Origin of the sequence: Thermosipho japonicus (assembly GCF_014201655.1) — a bacterium.
Classification (GTDB): Bacteria; Thermotogota; Thermotogae; order Thermotogales; family Fervidobacteriaceae; genus Thermosipho; species Thermosipho japonicus.
Map to the genome: position 1 here is coordinate 49,598 of NZ_JACHEX010000002.1, position 18,180 is coordinate 67,777.

Sequence of the window (18,180 nt, forward strand, 5' to 3'; positions counted from 1 at the left end):
AATAGGGGGGTTATTCATGGGTAAAAAAATTTATTTAATTGCTCTAATGATTTTACTTTTTTCAGTAAGTTCTTTTGCTAAATTCTGGGGTACTCAGGTTGTTAATAACGGCTGGTATAGAGATTATACATCATGGAAAACTGTTTATTCTGTAATTAATAATACAGATGATAACATTACAGTTACAAGAACTGTTTCTCAAACTCTTAAAGTAAGTATAAATTCTAGCGTAGGTATTAAAGAAATAGGCGCAAGCATTGGATTTGAAGCAAGTCATGCAATTACTAAATCTCTTTCAATTAAAGCAATTGTTAGGCCAAATAAAACTTTAGACATTAAAACTAGATGGGCTTTAAAAGTATATCATGGTCTTGTAAAAATTTGGAAATTTGGAAGAATAACAAGGCAAGTTTCTTGGACCGCAAAAGTCCCAGATTATCTCCAATACAAATTGGTTACTTATTAATTTTTAAGCTAAATTTATCTAATAAAATCCCTCCCCCTCTTAATTTTGCTAATAAATTGTTGATTTGAAAAATGACCAGACTAAAAGCCGCAATTAATTTCTCTAAATTTTTACACCTAAAAAATACACAAAATAAAATTTTTTTGATTTTGAAAACCTTATAAGCAATAAAAAATAATAAATATATATTTTTCAAAAAAAGTTGGTTAGAGATTTTATTATGAAAAAGAAAATCTTATCTATAACTTCTTTTGCAAAATTTTGGGGAATTCAAGTTATTAACAATGACTGGTACCTTAATTTCACTTCACGGAAGTACATCGATTCATTTTTTAACAATACTAATAGTACATTATATCTTACAAAAAATATCTTTGAAAGTTCAAAAGTAATCATAAATTCACAATTTGGAATAAAATAAATATCCGAAAACCTATGAATTCAACCTAACACAATAGTCAGTAAATCTATTAATGTAAAAGTATATGTCAAACCATATTAACTACAGACCTCTATATTAGATGGTCTTTAAAAGTATATTGTGGCATCGTAAGAATTTGGAGATTGGGAATGGTAGTAAATCAAGAAAAATGGAATGCTGAAATTTCATACCATTTAGAATATAAAACTGAATCACGTTAGATGCTATATAAAGATATTATATAAATTCTTACAACCATGTTTTTTGTGCTAAAAATCAAAGGAGGGATTTCTATCTTCAAAAAGAAATTTATATTGATTTCATCAATGATGATGCTTATAATAATATTTAATACATTACTTTTTTCAAACGAGAATAATATTTACAAAATCAATTATACTGATTTTATAAAAGTTTCTATAAACAATTCCTATGATGTCCTTTCTAAAATGGAAGAAATACAAGAATATAATTCAAACTTAACTAGTATTTTTCTACCAAATATAAATGTCTTTTCAGATTTTAGCAATAGCACAATTAGCCTTGAATACGACCTCAATCAATTAATTTCTCTGTTATTCACAAATATTCAAAAAACAACAAAAGAAAGACTTAATATGGAACTAATTGAATACAAAGCAAAAAATGCCATTGATTTAACATCGCTTTATTTTAACACGTTGGCAAGATTAAAAATTACAGAAACCCTAAAAAATTTTAAAAGTAAAATTGATAAAATCTACAATTTGATAATTTCCAATAATAATATAGATTATATTACAAAGATGAATTATGAAATAAATTATAACAAATTTCTAATAAATTATTATTCAATAAAAAATGATTTGAATTATTACTTAAATCAAATAACAGATCATCTTGGATTATCAAGTAATACGATTGTTGAATTTGAAGACGATTTTTTCTTTGACACTAAAACAGCTTCTGAAATACTCAAAAATCTTGATTTAAACGAAATATTAAAAAATTCTCCTTCAATAAAGGCCATAAATATACAAATTGCCGAAAATAAACTGAACGAAAAATATGATTTTATAAATATGAAAATCCCAAAATTTTTACCTTCTCTTTCTTTATCGTATAACAATAACTACAGCGAAAAAATAAAATTAGGTTTTAATTTTAGAATGGAATACTCATTTAATAATTTCATTTTATCGTTAAATTTTGAAAATAGTAATCTATTAAACTATTCAAACGAAAACTGGAATGTAAATTTTAATTTTTCATTCTCAAATCAAAGCAACTATGAAAGAAAATCTTTTGACAATTATATACTAGAAAACACAAAAAAGTCACTTATTCTTGATATTAAAAATACCTTTTTCCAAATTGAAAATTTAATCCGACAAATAGAAAACATAAGTAAAACTATAAAATTAATTGACGAAGTTATGAATAAAAATGTTAACACAGAAAACAAGTTTGATCTATTGATACAAAAATCATACACTTTGATAAACTACTATGATTTATTATCCCAATTAAATATCAACATTATTAAATTGAAAATAATAAACAATGAAATCAAAGAAATATATTATTAACTTATTAAAAAGAATTTGCAATGTTAAAAAAGGTTAAAACAAAAGAGCTGGAAATAAACTCCAGCTCTTTTTAAAAAGCAAAATTTTGTATATTATTTAAAACTTATTTACTAGACAACTTTTTCAACCTTTCTGGATTCATGTAATTTAAACAGCAACCACTTCCAAACATTTTTATTTCTTGATCCTTTTCCATTTCTACTATTTTGTCATAAATACCACATTTGTTATCTTCAGTTAAATATTCACATTGATTTTTTTCTTCATTCCATTTTCCATAATAGCAAGGAGTTACCTTACAACAGTAACCACATTGAACACACTCAGGGCAGCTATTTTCATTCCTTAATTTTTCTACCATCTCATCTAAACTTTCAAATTCCTCATCAAAATCCTCAAAAAACATCTTTACTCTCCTTCCAACTCATTTAACCTTTCTTCAACAAATTCTACGATTTCTCCAATATGTTCTTCAGAAAAATCAAGCTTTATTCCAGCTACCTCATATACTTTATTAATTGGCATCTTATATCCAACCTTTAAGAAGTTATGGTAATCTTCAACTGTTTTTTCAGGATTTTCAATATAGTTTTTATAAATAGACAATGCCCCAAGTTGAGCAATACCATATTCTATGTAATAGAATGGAACTTCAAAAATGTGAAGCTGGAACATCCACCTATTCTTCTTTTCAAAATCAAGTCCACTCCAATCAATTCCTCTATTAAACCTATCCATCAATTTGCCAAAATATTCTTCTCTTTCTTTTGCTGTATGATCTGGATTAGTGTAAATCCATTGTTGGAAAGCATCAACCGTCATACACCATGGCAAAAATAGTAGTGCACTTTCAAGTTCTTCTATCATTGCTTTTCTAAAATCATTCTCATCCTTATAGTATTCTCTCCAATAATGCATCGTGAGAAGCTCCATACTCATCGAAGCAAGTTCTGCAATTTCCATCCTATGTGGTCTATAGTACTCAATAGGAATATTAACAGTTTCAAATGTATGCATTGCATGTCCTGATTCATGAAGAAGCGTTCTAACATCGCTACTTTGTCCTGTTGCATTCATAAATATAAATGGTGCCCCTGTCTCTGGCAATGGATAATTGTATCCACCAGGAGCCTTTCCTTTTCTATTTTCAAGGTCTAACAGTTCAGAATTTTTCATCATTTCAAGTCTTTCTCCAAAAATTCTCTTTACTTTTCCCAACACTCTAATTGCTTTATCTACAAACTCATCAATTGTGTTATATGGTTTTAATACCTTTCCATCAACATCAACACTTGTATCCCATGGCCTTACACTTTCAATACCGAGCTTTTCAGCTCTTTTTTGCATCCTCTTTTCAAAAAATGGCATAACCTTCTTTTCAACTGACTCATGAAACTGCATAACATCTTCAACAGAATATTCAAACCTTCCTTTCAAATTATGCATGTAATCTCTGTAATTTTCAAATCCAGCATTTTTTGCTTGCTTTCTTCTAATCTCTTTAAGTTCGTCAAAAAGTTTATCCAATTCTTCTTTTCTTGACAAAAGACCTTCAAATCTTTTTCTCCAAGCTTCTTCTCTTGTTGTTCTGTCTGGAGATTTCAAATATGGTAATAACTGTTGCAAAGTTTTTTCTTCACCTCTAAAATCTACCACAATAGAGCCGTAAATTGAACCATACTTATTGGAAAGTTTTCTTTCTTCAACTTGGAGTGGAATATTTTCCTCTCTAAATAGTTCAATATTGTTAGATATAATTTTCAACATATGCTGGTATTCATTTGGTAACCTTTTAGAAAATTCTGAATTATAAATCTTTTTTTCAACTTCAATTGAATATGGTTTTAGTTTTGAGACAACATTTTGGAAATAATCGTTAAACTTCTCTGAATACTCGGGTTTGTCTGCAAACCTTGTCATATCAATGTATCTTCTTCCCATTTCCTCGGAAACAATATCACTTAATTCAGTAAATTTTTCTACAAGTGATATAAGTTCGTTTTCACTATTAATTTTCTCCGACAACAACTGTTTTATACTCTCTAGTATCTTTTCACCATCTGTTGATGATAAATCTTTAAAATATTTTCTAGGTTTTCTTTCAATCTTCTTGTCCGTAAATATCATCTAAATTCCCCCTTCTTAAATCTTTTGTAATCGGCTTTTTCCAATTAGAAAATTTTATAAAAAGATACGCAAGAAGTAGCGCACTTACATTACTTATTATCATAGCAAAAAACAACCCCGTAAAGCCGTACTTTGTGGAAAAAAATGCAACTAGAGGCACTCTAATTCCCCATAGTCTTGTTATATCAACTATCATTGAAAGCTCCGTTCTACCAGCTCCAATAAGTGCATGTATAAACACTGACATAGAAGTAAAAAATGGCAAAGAAAAAGAAACATATCTAAAGAAGATATAACCAACTTCTATAACATCTTTTTCGTTTATAAAAAACTTTGTAAGTTGTCCTCCAAAAAAGAAGGTAAGAGTACTGAGGAAAAACACAATAGTAAAATTCGTCCAAAATGCCACTTTTAAAGTTTTTTCAGTACTTTTTATATCACCAGCTCCCAAAAATTGCCCAACCATGGCAGTAACAGAATTCGCAATCCCGAAAGTAATCATTGTAATAAAATTTATTATTCTATTTCCAACACCGTAAGCACTAATAACTGTCGGTCCAAAACTTGAAACAAATCTCATAATAAAAACAAAACCAAGTGACGTAATACTCAAACTTAAAGAACTTGGAAGTGCTATTCTAAAAACTTTCTTAATTAACTGCCAATCTGGGTATAAATCCCTTAAATGTATCTTAAACCCCCTTTTTCCTTTAAACAAACTTTCAATAGCCATAAGAGCAGCTATAATCCTTGCAATTGTAGTTGCAAGTGCAGCTCCAACTACGCCCATTTTTGGAAAAATACCTATTCCAAAAATAAGAAGTGGATCAAGAATAATATTAATTATCGTTGAAATTAACATAAGATTCATCGTAAATTTTGAATCTCCCCAACCTCTAATAATGGAACTTACTGTATTAAAAATAAAGCCAAATGGAAGACCTAACATTATTATATTGAAGTACTTTACAGCATAATCTACAACTTCTGCACTTTCTTTTCCAGCAACAGCCATTATTATAGGCCTTGATATAACTATTGAAAAAATTGAAAAAATTACACCGATTAACGTAGAAGTTAGTAAACTTTGACCTGCAGATTTTTGTGCAAGTTTTTTATTTTTTGCACCAGTAAATTGTGCAACCAAGGTAACGCCAGCCTGCGAAAAACCTATAGAAAGTGAAATAAATACAAAAATAATTGGCCAAACAATTGTCGGAGCGGAAAATTCTATCTTTCCAAGCTTTCCCAGAAAATAACCATCTACAGCGTTATAAAATGTCTGCATAAGATTTGAAATTATTAGCGGCCAACTCAGTAAAAACAGTGACAAAAAAATACCTTGATTAAATATATCCACTCTATGTTTATTTTCCAAAACTATCCCCCCAAATAATGATTCGTATTACTAATTATATCATATTTTAAAAAATCATAAAGTAAAAACAAGAAAAAATTTATCTCGGATGTCCTATTTGTAAAAAGTATCTTTTTATGTTAACAACTATTATTTTAGCATTTATTGTTATATTTTTAATACGAAATATTAATTCTTTTAAGTTACCAAACAAAATTAAAAATTAGATAAAAACATGAAAATTAAACATATTGGTAAAGATACTTTTCTTGCCAAAAATATTTTCATGCCAGTATGCTTGTATATTACAAAATATATGCACTTGTAACAAGATAAAGATTCAACTTTTCCATAGAATACTGTATTTTACGAAATTGACAGTAAAAATCACTTTCAATTTGGATTTTCCCCATAAAAAGGTAGTAAGATTACAACTGGTAGATACAAACAACTTTCTATAATAGTAAACAAAATTTTAGAATCTATACACTAAAATAGTTCGCCAAACTAATAATTGTGATATAATATTTTTTAGGAGGTGACTTAAATGAATTACAGAAAAGTTGGAAAATGGGGATTAAAAATTAGTGAACTATCGCTTGGTTCATGGCTCACTTTTGGAAATCAACTTGATATAGCTGGTGCAAAAGAAATTGTTAGAGAATCTTTTAAAAACGGTATCAATTTCTTTGATACAGCAGAAGCATATGCAAATGGAATGGCAGAATCAATGCTTGGAGAAGTTCTTAAAGAATTTAGAAGGAGTGACATTGTAGTTTCAACAAAAATATTTTGGGGAGGAAATGGTCCAAACGATAAAGGCCTTTCAAGAAAACATCTTTTGGAGGGAACATGGGCTTCATTAAAAAGATTACAACTTGACTATGTTGATATCATTTACTGTCATAGGCCAGATCCAGAAACACCAATTGAAGAGACAGTTCTTGCAATGGACTACATTGTAAGAAATGGGCTTGCACTATATTGGGGAACATCCGAATGGAGCGCAGAGCAACTAGAAGCTGCTCACAAAACATGTAAAGCGTTAAATTGTATACCACCTATAGTTGAACAGCCACAATACAACATGCTCGTAAGAAAAAGAGTTGAAGAAGAATACAAACCAATATATGAAAAGTACGGTATGGGACTTACTATTTGGAGTCCTCTTGCATCAGGAATATTAACAGGAAAATACAATAACGGAATTCCAGAAAATTCAAGACTTGCAAGATTCCCACACCTTAGAAAGCACCTCGAAGAAAACGGACTTTTAGGTGAGAAAGTATTTAAAAAACTTCAAAAGTTACAAAAAATTGCAGATGAATTGAATGCAAAAATGTCTCAACTTGCAATTGCATGGTGTCTATTAAACGACAATGTAAGTAGTGTTATATTAGGTGTTTCAAGTAAAGAACAATTATACGAAAACTTAAAAGCAATAGAAATTAAGGAAAAAATAACCGAAGATATAGAAAAACAAATTAAAGAAATTCTCGAGGAGGAATAATATGTTAAAAAAGTATGCAGAAGTTGCGTTAAAAATTGGATTAAACCTACAAAAAGATCAAATACTATTCATAAAAGCACCAATTGATGCAAGAAAATTTGTAGAACAGGTAGTTGAAACAGCTTTTGAAATAGGAGCATACGATGTTTATGTAAAATGGTCCGATGAAGTTATTACAAAAACTAGACTTAAAAATGCACCAATTGATGCTTTAAAAAAATTTCCAGAATGGGAAATAAAAGCATCCGAATATCTCTTAGACAAAAAAGGTGCAGTATTAAGTATTACTGGTGGAGATCCAGATGCACTAAAAGATGTTCCACCTGAAAGAATTGGAACTTTTACAAAAACAGCCAATACGGCCAACAAAGATATAATGAGAAGAATGATGTCAAATGAAATAAGCTGGTGTGTTGTTGCATATCCTACAAGAAAATGGGCTAAAAAGGTTTTAGGAGAAGAAAACATTGAAAAATTACTAGAATATATATTAAAAGCAAGTAGAATTGAAGGAGATCCTGTAAAAAATTGGCAAAAACATATAGCTAATCTTAAGAGAATAACCAAATTTTTAAATGAAAAACAATTCGACTATCTAAAGTACGAAGGCCCTGGCACTGACCTAACCGTTGGTCTTCCAAAAAATCATATATGGCTTTCTGCAACTCAAGAAAATATGAGCGGTATAACATTTGTTCCAAATATTCCAACTGAAGAAATCTTTACAGCACCACACAAAGACAAAATTAATGGTGTGGTAACAAACAGTCTACCTCTTGTATATGGAGGAAATATAATAGATAAATTTATACTTGAATTTAAAGACGGTAAAATCGTAAATTACAAAGCAGAAGTAGGAGAAAAGATTCTAGAAACAATACTTAATACAGACGAAGGCGCAAAAAGATTAGGAGAAGTTGCTTTAGTTCCTGTAGATTCACCAATTTACCAAATGAAAACTATATTTTACAACACATTATTTGATGAAAACGCAGCATCACACTTTGCATTTGGAAGAGCGTATCCAAACTGTATAAAAGATGGCACAAAAATGAACGAGGAACAATTAAAGAAAAATGGTATAAATACAAGTCTTACACATGTAGACTTTATGATTGGAAATGAAAATATGAATGTATATGGAATAAAAGCAGATGAAAAAATAACACTTATGAAAAATGGAAAATGGGTAATATAGGTAGTACAGGCCTCATCATATGTTTGATGAGGCCTTTTTTCTTTTAATAATGTTAGATAAAGCTACAAAAGATATCGAAAAGACAACCCAGATTAATGGTATTAAAAAATGATTTTTATACGCATAATAGCCAAAAGATTTTCTTATTCCATCAACAAGATACGTCGATGGAATAATTTTTGATAAAATTCCTATTATTCCAGCATTTTTTACGTCAAAATAAAAACCTCCTGCAAACATAAACACTTGAAATAAAATATTTCCAAGTACTACTATAGTCTCCGGATTTTCTATTAGACTTGCCATCATATAACCTAATGACAAAAATACTACACTACCAAATAGTGTATAAATTGAGATATTTAAGAAATCAGCTTTTACTCCGTATACAAAAAAATCAAATAAAGTAAATATTATATTTGCAAAAACAATTTGCAACAACGAAACAAGAGCATATACAAAATAAAATTTTCCAAGACTATATGGTGTACAATTTATCCTTCTCAAAAGTCCCTGTCTTTTGTAAAAAGAAATCTGTGAACTAAAACCAAAGAAGGTTACTGACATAATATTCATTACCAAAATTGAAGCATATAAAAATTGAGAATATGATATACTTTTTTCCCTTTTAATTACCTTTAATTTTACCTCTTTATCTGAATTTAAAGCATTCAAAGAAGAAAATATATTTACTAAAATATCTTTAACAACCTTTGAATATTCTTTATCTGTATAAAAAATTTCAACATTTACAGGTTTAAACAACTTTGTTTTTGACAAGAACAAAGCTCTTTGAAGTTTTGTATCAAAATTATCTTCAAAAACAACTACTGCATCAAGATTTTTCCCAACAATCTCTTCAACTTTTTCAATCTTTAAAACTTCAAAGTAATCTTCCAAGTTTTTTACAAATCTATTTTCACCGATATATCCTATCCTAAATTTTGCATTTTTTTCAATATCGCCAAAAATTGATGTAAGTAGAATAGTCAAAAGTATTGGAAAGATTATAAACCAAAATGTTGCCTCTTTAGACCTTAAAAATTCTATCTTAAATAGTGCCTGAAACATATCAATCCCTCAATTCTTTACCAGTTAATTTCAAAAACACATCTTCAAGTGTTGGATGTCTGACTGTAAAATTTTCTATTTTGTTTTCTATAAGCTTTTGTATTAAACCATTTGGATCATTTGTTTCAACGAGTGTTCTAGTTCCAATAACCTTTCCAAAGTTTTCATACACGCCATCTATTTCTATTATTGTCTCTAAATTAGAATTTTCTATTAATTTTTGCGGAGTATCAAGAGCGATAATTTCTCCATTATCAATTATACAAACTCTATCCGATAAAAATTGGGCTTCTTCCATATAATGTGTTGTCAAAAATATCGTTTTTCCTTTATTTTTTAATTCAAGTATAATATCCCAGATCTTTCTTCTTGATTGAGGATCAAGACCTGTTGTTGGCTCGTCCAAAAAGATAATTTTTGGATCGTTTATAAAAGATAGTCCTACAACAAGTCTTTGAAATTGACCTCCAGAAAGATTTTTTACTCTTTCCTTTTCTTTCTCAACTAGTTCTATCTTTTCTAACACCTCATAAGGATCATATCCATCTTTGTAAAAACTTCTAAAAAGTTTTAGAGTTTCAATAACTGTAAGCTCTCTAAAAAGCTCAGTTTTTTGAAGAGAAATTCCTATAACTGATTTTATTTTCTTATCTATTTTTTCCATTTCTTTATTAAAATAATAAATTTTTCCTTCGCTCTTTTCTCTAAGGCCAATTAAAATTTCAACAGTAGTTGTTTTTCCAGCACCATTTGGTCCAAGAAGAGAAAAAACTTCCCCTTCCTCAACCTCAAAACTAATACCTTTTAACGCTTCAAATTTTCCATATAACTTTCTTAAATTTTCCACCTTTACTACCATCTAACCACCTACTTTTTCGGTTTCAAAAAGCATCTTGCCACCAATTAAAAGTAAAAATAATCCAAATACAATTAATATAAATGAATAAATAAAAAACTGAGAAATATTAATTACTTGCATTCCCATTGAAAATTTGAAGATATCAACAATATATCTTACTGGCACAAAAAAGCTTAAATTTTTTAAAAATCTTGGAAGAAATTCTAATGGAAAATAAATCCCAGAAAAAAATATAAATACAATATACAAAAACTGAGATACATTAGCCGCACTTTTTTTGAAAAGAACACTAATCAATGTACCAATTCCAAGCATCCCAAGTACGGAGGAAATAAGGGAAATTGAAAAATAAAAAATATTAATATTTAAAGATATTGAAAACAAAAATGCTCCAATTAACCTTATTATAATTAAAGAAATAAAACTTATAAAAAACTGGGAAATTGAAAAGGAAAAGACAAATGAAAAGGAAGACATAGGAAGCAGTTTTAGCCTTTTTAGTGTACCTACTCTTTTATACCTATCAAATAAATTCACAACAGAAAACATTCCTATGGACATAATCGAAAGTGCAAATGTGCCTATATAAATATTTTCCCTTTGCGAAAAAATTTTATAATTTAACTTTGTCTCTTTTATATTTACCACGTTTTTTAATCCAAAAGATTTAACCCTATTTACTAACGTATCAATCCATACGTCAACCATTGCGCTATTACTGTTTTTATAAACTATTACTTCATTATCTTTAATTACTGCAACTGCATCGTATTTTTCTCTGTCACTTAATAATTTTTTTTCATTATTGTATGATTTTCCGTAAATATCTAGATCAATATCAGAAAAATAGGCAAAATTAGTAGTACCTTCGCTAAAAAAAACTAGCGAAAATAAAATAAATAATATCAGTGGAAATAAAATATTGAAAAAGAAGGCTATTTTATTTCTAAAATACTCTAAAAATAAAGACTTAGTAAGCATTAATATTTTCATATAAACTCATCCTTGCAATTTAAAATACTCTTTAAATTCTTTTTCAAAAATTTGGTGGGTATCTTTATCTATATTTACTATTCTAATTTCTTCAATGGTTGTATTATCTTTTAAAAATTCATCAATTGCTTCAGCAAAAATTTGTGCACATCTTCTCACCGGAAAACCAAAAATACCACTGCTTATCGCAGGAAAAGAAATGGATTTTATCTTTAATTCATCTGCCTTTTTCAAAGAATTTAAAACCGCATCCTTTAAAAGCTTTTCTTCACTATTATTCCCCCCACGCCAGATTGGACCAACTGCATGAATAACATACTTTGCCTTCAAATTACCTCCTGAGGTAACTGCAACAGTACCTGTTTTCACTGGTCCATATTTTTCAATATATTCATCACTTTCAAGTTGAATAATGTGTCCACCTTTTTTCAATATTGCACCTGCAACCCCTCCACCATGTTTTAAATGGCTGTTTGCAGCATTAACTATCGCATCTGTATCTTGTATTGTTATGTCATCATTTATCAAAAGTACCTTCCTACCATTAAGGTTTATCATCATATTGTTTTACCCCCCTCCACAAAGTTTCTAAAATTTCTAAATTTTTCTTTTCTTTTCCTATTGATTTTGGAGTGTAAAAAACCTTATCTGAAATCTCCTTTGGAAGGTAAGACTTTTTCAAAAATCCTCCAAATTTGTGTGGATTTTTATATCCACTATCCGGAATATTCAATAAATTACGAGGAACATCAAGATTCATAGTCTCTTTTGCAACCTTTAAGGCTTTTTGTATAGCAAGGGTTGATGAATCGCTTTTTGGAGCAAGTGATAAATATATAACACATTGAGATAAATTAAGCATACATTCTGGAAGTCCCACAAGTTCAACTGCCTGAGCTGTTGAAGTTGCAACTAAAAGTGCCATTGGATCAGCAAGACCAATATCTTCACTTGCAAGAATTACAAGTCTCCTTGCAATAAATCTTGGATCTTCCCCAACTTCTATCATCCTAGCCATATAGTAAAGTGCAGCATCAGGATCACTTCCACGAATACTTTTTATAAAGGCAGATGCCAAATTGTAATGCTCTTTTTCAGTATAAACTCTATTTTCATCCAAAGAATATATTTTTAAAATCTCTTCATCTATTATCTTTTTATCAATGGAAATTGCTATATCGCTCAATATCTCATATAAATTAATTGCAAATCTTCCATCTCCATTTGAAACCCTTGCAATAAAATCTTTTGCATCCTCATTAATATCCACTTTTTTTACATTGACAGCTTTTTCAAGTAATTTAAATATATGCCCTTTTTGCAACTTTTTAAAAGCAACGAGTCTTACACGAGAAAGTAGTGCAGGATTTACCATTTTATATGGATTTTCTGTTGTTGCACCTATCAATACATAATCAAAAGCTTCAACCCCAGGTAAAAATATATCCTGTTGCTTTTTATTAAACCTGTGAAATTCATCTATAAAAATCAGGATCTTTTTTACACCCTTGACTTTAGCTGCATATTCTAAAATCTTTTTTACTTCTGCAGTTGAGGTTATAGCCGCGTTAAAATGATAAACTTCATAGCTTGTGTTTTGTTTGATAACTTCTAGTGTGGAAGTTTTTCCACAACCTGGTGGGCCGTAAAAAATAGCAGAAAACAGGGAATCTTTCTCTATTGCAAGCTTCAAGATTCCCTTTTCACCTAATATATGCTCTTGTCCAACAACATCTTCAAAATTCTTAGGCCTTAAAATTTCGCTTAAACCACTCAACCGTCAACCTCAATCCCTTCTCTATATCCACCTTTGGTTTCCATCTTAACTCTTCAAGTGCCCTTGTATAACACAAAAGACTTTTTCTTATATCTCCCTTTCTTGGAGGGCCATAAACTGGATCTTTTGTGTAACCTGTTATCTTCTTCAAATAATCAAATAATTGATTAACACTTGTTCCCTGAGAAGTTCCTATGTTTATCTCCATTCCATCTCCAGCCTTAAGTGCTCTTAAATTTGCATCTGCAACATCTTCCACGTAGACATAATCACGAATATATTCTCCATCACCATTGATAATCACATCTTCACCATTTAACATTCGCATAGTAAATATAGCCACTACTCCAGCCTCTCCAAAAGGGTCTTGCCTTGGACCATATACATTAGCGTACCTTAAAACTGTATAGTTTAATCCAAATTCTTTTTTTGCAAATCTTAAATAATTTTCAAATGAAAATTTTGCTATTCCATATGGAGAAATTGGCTTTGGAAACACAGATTCCGGTGTTGGAAAAATATCAACATCATCTCCGTAAATTGCACCACCAGTCGAAGAAAAAATAAACTTTTTCACTCCATACTTTATGGAATTCTTTAATAACACAAGACTTCCAATTATATTCACATTTGCATCTTCTACTGGATCCTTAACAGACACCGAAACACTTGCCTGCGCTGCAAGGTGAAAAACATAGGAAAAATTATGTTCTTTAAATAACTCCTCAATAGTTTTTTCATCTCTAATATCTGCAACAACTAAGGTTGCATCTTTATTTACATTTTCTTTTTTTCCTCTTGATAAATTATCAACAACAACGACTTCATAACCATTTTCTATTAATTTATCTACGACATGTGAACCAATAAATCCTGCGCCTCCAGTTACTAGTGCTTTCATTAGTCATCCTCCTTCAACCTTATTTTAAGTTTGAGTGCCTCCTTTGGAACATTTTTTATTCCTAATTTTTCTCTTTGCTCTTTTAAAAATTTAATTAACTTTTCTGTTTTTGTCTCGTCAAAATCTATCATTATAGCATAAAATCTCCTTAGCTGCCTCCTTGTTTCACTATCAAGTCCATAAATTAATAGTTCAGCAGCTTGCTGCGCCCATTTTTCCGGAAATCCTATTACGTACATAAAAAAGTATTTTACTCTAAGCTCTCCATTGTGAATGGTCACAGCAACTCTTTTGCCTTTTCTAGTCAATTTAACAAATCCATACCTTTGATGTTCTACATAACCTAGTTCAGCTAACTTTTTTACAGCTGTAGTTACACTCGGATAACTAACATTCTTAACCTTTGCAATTTCAGAAACTCTTGTAACACCATCATTCTTTGATAATTTATAAATAGTTACCAAATAATTTTCTAGTGCTGGTGTTAACCTTTTATCAGCCATTTTCTCTCTCCTTTAAAAATTGATCATAATACTTTCTAACTCTTTTAATATCCTGCCAAGTAAGGTCTTTTGGAGATCCCTTTGCTTTTGATGGATTTCTTAAAAGGTAACTTGGATGGAACATGGGAAAAATTATTATTCCTCCCTTCCATTCAAACTCATTACCTCTAACTTTAGTTATCGCAACACTTTTCCCCAAAAATAACTCAAGAGCAGGTTTCCCAAGAGTTACTATCATTCTAGGATTTATCAATTCAATTTGTGCAAATAGAAAATGAGAGCAAATACTTGCTTCTTCCTTTGTAGGGGTTCTATTGTTTGGAGGTCTACACTTAACAATGTTAGTAATATAAACATCTTCACGCTTTATGTTAACAGATTCCAAAATCTTGGTTAGAAGTTGCCCCGCTCTTCCCACAAATGGTCTTCCAGAAAGATCCTCATCCCCTCCCGGACCTTCTCCAACAAACATAATTGGAGAATTTAGATTTCCTTCTCCTGGAACTACATTTGTCCTATTCTCATGTAAGGGACAAGCTTTACAATTTTTTATACGCTCAACAATAATATCCATCATTTCCTTTTTGGTCATTGTATACCCTCCAAGATTAACATTGTCTAACTTTGTTAGTATAATAAATTATATCATAAATATCTTTGTTCACAAAAATCTTTATTTGTTACAAAAAAGAAAAATTTAATTATAAAATAGTAACCGTTTTAACCACAATGATATGATAAAATAAAATTAGTCTCAAAATGATCAAGGAGGTGTAAGAATGTCAAAAAAATGGGTTTATTTTTTTGCTAACAAGAAAGCTGAAGGCCGCGCAGATATGAAAGACATACTTGGCGGAAAAGGCGCAAATCTCGCCGAAATGACTAACCTTGGAATTCCTGTCCCACCAGGATTTACTATCTCAACAGAAGTTTGTAAATATTACTACGATCACGGAAAAACATATCCGGAAGATTTGAAACAACAAGTTGATGAAGCTTTAAAAAGATTAGAAGAAGTAACTGGAAAAAAGCTTGGTGACCCAGAAAGGCCATTACTTGTTTCTGTAAGATCAGGTGCTGCAGTATCCATGCCTGGAATGATGGATACCATTTTAAACCTCGGCTTAAACGATGAAACAGTTGTTGGCCTTGCAAAATTAACAAATAATGAAAGATTTGCATATGATGCATACAGAAGATTTTTACAAATGTTTGGTGATACAGCGCTTGGAATTCCTCATGCAGAATTTGAAAAAGCACTCGAAAAAAAGAAAGAAGAAAAGGGAGTAAAACTTGACGTCGAACTTGATGCTGATGACCTTAAAGCACTTGTTGAAGACTATAAAGAAATATACAAAAAACATGGAAAAGAATTCCCACAAGACACATACAAACAACTTTGGGCAGCTATCGATGCAGTATTTGGTTCATGGATGAATGAAAGAGCAATCAAATATAGACAAATTAACAACATAAAAGAAGGAGAACTTCTTGGAACAGCTGTTAATATCGTTACAATGGTATTCGGTAACATGGGTGATGACAGTGGTACAGGAGTTTGTTTCACAAGAAATCCAAATACTGGTGAAAAGAAGCCATACGGCGAATTCTTACAAAATGCACAAGGTGAAGATGTTGTTGCAGGTATAAGAACACCAGTTCCACTTGAAGAACTCAAGAAGATAAATGAAGCTGTATATAATGAACTTCTCTCCATTATGGAAAATCTAGAAAAACACTACAGAGATATGCAAGATATAGAATTTACAATCGAAAAAGGAAAGCTCTACATCTTACAAACAAGAAATGGTAAAAGAACAAGCCAAGCTGCAATTAAAATAGCAGTTGATCTTGTTCACGAAGGACTTATTGATAAAGAAACAGCTGTTATGAGAGTAAAACCAGAAGATGTCGAAAGAGTACTACACCCAAAATTTGACGATGAAGAAGTCAAAAATGCAAAAGTAATTGCAAAAGGTCTTCCAGCATCACCAGGTGCAGCTACTGGTAAAGTATATTTTGACGCTAAAAAAGCAGAAGAAATGCACAAAAATGGTGAAGTCGTTATCTTGGTAAGACCTGAAACAAGCCCAGAAGATGTCGGTGGTATGAACGCAGCAGAAGGTATATTAACCGCACGTGGTGGAATGACATCACACGCTGCAGTTGTTGCAAGAGGTATGGGAAAACCAGCAGTTGTTGGTGCAGAAGAAATTGTTGTTGATGAAGAAAAATTAGAATTCAAAGTCGGAGATGTTGTAGTAAAAGAAGGAGAATGGATTTCAATAGATGGTACTACCGGAAACGTATACTTTGGAAAAATAACTACAGTTAAACCCCAAGGCCTTGAAGGTGAAGTTGCTGAACTTCTCACATGGGCTGATGAAATCAGAAGACTCGGCGTTAGAACAAACGCTGATGTCCCAAGGGATGCTAAAGTTGCAAGGGAATTTGGTGCAGAAGGTATAGGTCTCTGTAGAACAGAACACATGTTCTTTGAAAAAGACAGAATTCCAAAGGTAAGAAGAATGATTGTTGCAAAAACGAAAGAACAAAGAGAAGCAGCACTTGCAGAACTTCTTCCACTTCAAAAAGAAGACTTCAAAGGATTATTTAGAACAATGAAAGGCTTACCAGTTACAATCAGGTTGATAGATCCTCCACTACATGAATTCTTACCACATGAAGAAGATCAAATGAAAGAAGTAGCAGAGCAAGTAGGTATTACTGTTGAAGAATTAAAATCAGTTGTTGAACAACTTCACGAATTAAACCCAATGCTTGGTCACAGAGGTTGTAGGCTTACAATAACATACCCAGAAATTGCAGTAATGCAAACAAAAGCTATAATTGGTGCTGCTATTGAACTTAAGAAAGAAGAAAATATTGATGTAATTCCAGAGATCATGATCCCACTTGTTGGTCACATTAACGAACTCAAATACGTTAAAAAAGTAGTTAAAGAAACAGCAGATGCATTAATTAAAGAATCAGGAATTGAGTTAACATACAAAGTTGGTACAATGATTGAAATTCCAAGAGCAGCTGTAACAGCAGATCAAATCGCTCAAGAAGCAGAGTTTTTCAGTTTTGGAACAAATGACCTTACACAAATGACATTTGGATTCAGCCGTGACGATGTTGGAAAATTCTTACCAGAATACCTTGAAAAAGGTATACTTGAACATGATCCATTCAAGAGTCTTGATTGGGACGGCGTAGGGCAACTAGTCAAGATGGGAACCGAAAAAGGTAAGGCAACAAGAAAAGATCTTAAAGTTGGTGTTTGTGGTGAGCACGGTGGAGATCCAAGATCCATTCTATTCTTCGATGCAGCAGGACTTGACTATGTAAGCTGTTCCCCATATAGAGTTCCAGTAGCAAGAATAGCTGCTGCACAAGCAACAATTAAAAACAGAAAATAAAACT

At 30.9% G+C, this 18,180-nt stretch carries 17 protein-coding genes; 6 read left to right on the forward strand and 11 right to left on the reverse strand.

Going from position 1 to position 18,180, the window contains the following annotated elements:
• Positions 1 to 16: 16 nt before the first annotated feature.
• From HNP65_RS04140 to HNP65_RS04150, 3 genes are all read left to right on the forward strand, one after another.
• Positions 17 to 466, forward strand: coding sequence for a hypothetical protein (locus HNP65_RS04140; protein ID WP_184619069.1), 450 nt, complete (start codon positions 17 to 19; stop codon positions 464 to 466).
• A 220-nt stretch (positions 467 to 686) separates the two neighbouring features.
• On the forward strand, positions 687 to 887 hold the full coding sequence (locus HNP65_RS04145) for a hypothetical protein (RefSeq protein ID WP_184619070.1): 201 nt from the start codon (positions 687 to 689) through the stop codon (positions 885 to 887).
• A gap of 266 nt (positions 888 to 1,153) precedes the next feature.
• Positions 1,154 to 2,455: a TolC family protein gene (locus HNP65_RS04150; RefSeq protein ID WP_184619071.1), complete on the forward strand. Its 1,302-nt coding sequence runs from the start codon at positions 1,154 to 1,156 to the stop codon at positions 2,453 to 2,455.
• A 103-nt stretch (positions 2,456 to 2,558) separates the two neighbouring features.
• On the opposite strand, the gene HNP65_RS04155 is transcribed toward HNP65_RS04150, so the two are convergent.
• The 3 genes from HNP65_RS04155 to HNP65_RS04165 are packed head-to-tail and all read right to left on the reverse strand — an operon-like array spanning position 2,559 to position 5,960.
• Positions 2,559 to 2,861: a hypothetical protein gene (locus HNP65_RS04155; RefSeq protein ID WP_184619072.1), complete on the reverse strand. Its 303-nt coding sequence runs from the start codon at positions 2,859 to 2,861 to the stop codon at positions 2,559 to 2,561.
• Between the two features lie 2 nt (positions 2,862 to 2,863).
• Positions 2,864 to 4,582, reverse strand: coding sequence for a M3 family oligoendopeptidase (locus tag HNP65_RS04160; protein ID WP_184619073.1), 1,719 nt, complete (start codon positions 4,580 to 4,582; stop codon positions 2,864 to 2,866).
• Positions 4,557 to 5,960 carry an MATE family efflux transporter gene (locus HNP65_RS04165; protein ID WP_184619074.1) on the reverse strand — a complete coding sequence of 468 codons (1,404 nt, stop codon included), beginning with the start codon at positions 5,958 to 5,960 and terminating at the stop codon, positions 4,557 to 4,559. The genes HNP65_RS04160 and HNP65_RS04165 overlap by 26 nt, the downstream gene beginning before the upstream one ends.
• Before the next feature lie 526 nt (positions 5,961 to 6,486).
• On the opposite strand from HNP65_RS04165, the gene HNP65_RS04170 reads away from it, so the two are divergent.
• Together HNP65_RS04170 and HNP65_RS04175 are read left to right on the forward strand one after the other, a co-directional pair.
• Positions 6,487 to 7,449: a potassium channel beta subunit family protein gene (locus HNP65_RS04170; protein WP_184619075.1), complete on the forward strand. Its 963-nt coding sequence runs from the start codon at positions 6,487 to 6,489 to the stop codon at positions 7,447 to 7,449.
• A 1-nt stretch (position 7,450) separates the two neighbouring features.
• Positions 7,451 to 8,647 (forward strand): aminopeptidase, encoded by a 1,197-nt coding sequence (locus HNP65_RS04175; RefSeq protein WP_184619076.1) that lies wholly within the window; start codon positions 7,451 to 7,453, stop codon positions 8,645 to 8,647.
• Between the two features lie 15 nt (positions 8,648 to 8,662).
• Here the strand turns inward: HNP65_RS04175 and HNP65_RS04180 are convergent, their stop codons facing one another.
• The 8 genes from HNP65_RS04180 to HNP65_RS04215 are packed head-to-tail and all read right to left on the reverse strand — an operon-like array spanning position 8,663 to position 15,343.
• Entirely contained in the window at positions 8,663 to 9,718 is a 1,056-nt protein-coding gene (locus HNP65_RS04180; RefSeq protein ID WP_184619077.1) for an ABC transporter permease, read from the reverse strand.
• Position 9,719: 1 nt separating this feature from the next.
• Positions 9,720 to 10,577, reverse strand: coding sequence for an ABC transporter ATP-binding protein (locus tag HNP65_RS04185; protein ID WP_184619078.1), 858 nt, complete (start codon positions 10,575 to 10,577; stop codon positions 9,720 to 9,722).
• Positions 10,578 to 11,570 carry an ABC transporter permease gene (locus HNP65_RS04190; protein ID WP_184619079.1) on the reverse strand — a complete coding sequence of 331 codons (993 nt, stop codon included), beginning with the start codon at positions 11,568 to 11,570 and terminating at the stop codon, positions 10,578 to 10,580. It abuts the gene before it with no gap.
• 6 nt (positions 11,571 to 11,576) lie between these two features.
• Positions 11,577 to 12,131 (reverse strand): macro domain-containing protein, encoded by a 555-nt coding sequence (locus HNP65_RS04195; RefSeq protein ID WP_184619080.1) that lies wholly within the window; start codon positions 12,129 to 12,131, stop codon positions 11,577 to 11,579.
• A complete protein-coding gene (locus tag HNP65_RS04200; RefSeq protein ID WP_184619081.1) occupies positions 12,115 to 13,347 on the reverse strand; it encodes a replication-associated recombination protein A in 1,233 nt (410 codons plus the stop codon). Before HNP65_RS04200 ends, HNP65_RS04195 begins: the two co-directional genes overlap by 17 nt.
• Positions 13,316 to 14,248, reverse strand: coding sequence for an SDR family NAD(P)-dependent oxidoreductase (locus HNP65_RS04205; protein WP_184619082.1), 933 nt, complete (start codon positions 14,246 to 14,248; stop codon positions 13,316 to 13,318). Before HNP65_RS04205 ends, HNP65_RS04200 begins: the two co-directional genes overlap by 32 nt.
• Complete coding sequence (locus HNP65_RS04210) at positions 14,248 to 14,751, reverse strand: metal-dependent transcriptional regulator (RefSeq protein WP_184619083.1); 504 nt, start codon at positions 14,749 to 14,751, stop codon at positions 14,248 to 14,250. Before HNP65_RS04210 ends, HNP65_RS04205 begins: the two co-directional genes overlap by 1 nt.
• Positions 14,744 to 15,343 carry a uracil-DNA glycosylase gene (locus HNP65_RS04215; RefSeq protein ID WP_184619084.1) on the reverse strand — a complete coding sequence of 200 codons (600 nt, stop codon included), beginning with the start codon at positions 15,341 to 15,343 and terminating at the stop codon, positions 14,744 to 14,746. Before HNP65_RS04215 ends, HNP65_RS04210 begins: the two co-directional genes overlap by 8 nt.
• 187 nt (positions 15,344 to 15,530) lie before the next feature.
• Here HNP65_RS04215 and ppdK point away from each other — a divergent pair, with 187 nt between their 5' ends.
• On the forward strand, positions 15,531 to 18,176 hold the full coding sequence (ppdK, locus tag HNP65_RS04220; RefSeq protein WP_184619085.1) for a pyruvate, phosphate dikinase: 2,646 nt from the start codon (positions 15,531 to 15,533) through the stop codon (positions 18,174 to 18,176).
• The last annotated feature ends 4 nt before the right edge of the window (positions 18,177 to 18,180 follow it).

Excerpts from the sequence above, each read along its gene's own strand:
- HNP65_RS04195 (WP_184619080.1), bottom strand. The coding sequence starts at position 12,131 with ATGATGATAAACCTTAATGGTAGGAAGGTACTTTTGATAAATGATGAC.
- HNP65_RS04145 (WP_184619070.1), top strand. The coding sequence starts at position 687 with ATGAAAAAGAAAATCTTATCTATAACTTCTTTTGCAAAATTTTGGGGA.
- HNP65_RS04190 (WP_184619079.1), bottom strand. The coding sequence starts at position 11,570 with ATGAAAATATTAATGCTTACTAAGTCTTTATTTTTAGAGTATTTTAGA.
- HNP65_RS04215 (WP_184619084.1), bottom strand. The coding sequence starts at position 15,343 with ATGACCAAAAAGGAAATGATGGATATTATTGTTGAGCGTATAAAAAAT.
- HNP65_RS04155 (WP_184619072.1), bottom strand. The coding sequence starts at position 2,861 with ATGTTTTTTGAGGATTTTGATGAGGAATTTGAAAGTTTAGATGAGATG.
- HNP65_RS04180 (WP_184619077.1), bottom strand. The coding sequence starts at position 9,718 with ATGTTTCAGGCACTATTTAAGATAGAATTTTTAAGGTCTAAAGAGGCA.
- HNP65_RS04140 (WP_184619069.1), top strand. The coding sequence starts at position 17 with ATGGGTAAAAAAATTTATTTAATTGCTCTAATGATTTTACTTTTTTCA.
- HNP65_RS04160 (WP_184619073.1), bottom strand. The coding sequence starts at position 4,582 with ATGATATTTACGGACAAGAAGATTGAAAGAAAACCTAGAAAATATTTT.
- HNP65_RS04175 (WP_184619076.1), top strand. The coding sequence starts at position 7,451 with ATGTTAAAAAAGTATGCAGAAGTTGCGTTAAAAATTGGATTAAACCTA.
- HNP65_RS04170 (WP_184619075.1), top strand. The coding sequence starts at position 6,487 with ATGAATTACAGAAAAGTTGGAAAATGGGGATTAAAAATTAGTGAACTA.
- ppdK (WP_184619085.1), top strand. The coding sequence starts at position 15,531 with ATGTCAAAAAAATGGGTTTATTTTTTTGCTAACAAGAAAGCTGAAGGC.
- HNP65_RS04185 (WP_184619078.1), bottom strand. The coding sequence starts at position 10,577 with ATGGTAGTAAAGGTGGAAAATTTAAGAAAGTTATATGGAAAATTTGAA.
- HNP65_RS04205 (WP_184619082.1), bottom strand. The coding sequence starts at position 14,248 with ATGAAAGCACTAGTAACTGGAGGCGCAGGATTTATTGGTTCACATGTC.
- HNP65_RS04210 (WP_184619083.1), bottom strand. The coding sequence starts at position 14,751 with ATGGCTGATAAAAGGTTAACACCAGCACTAGAAAATTATTTGGTAACT.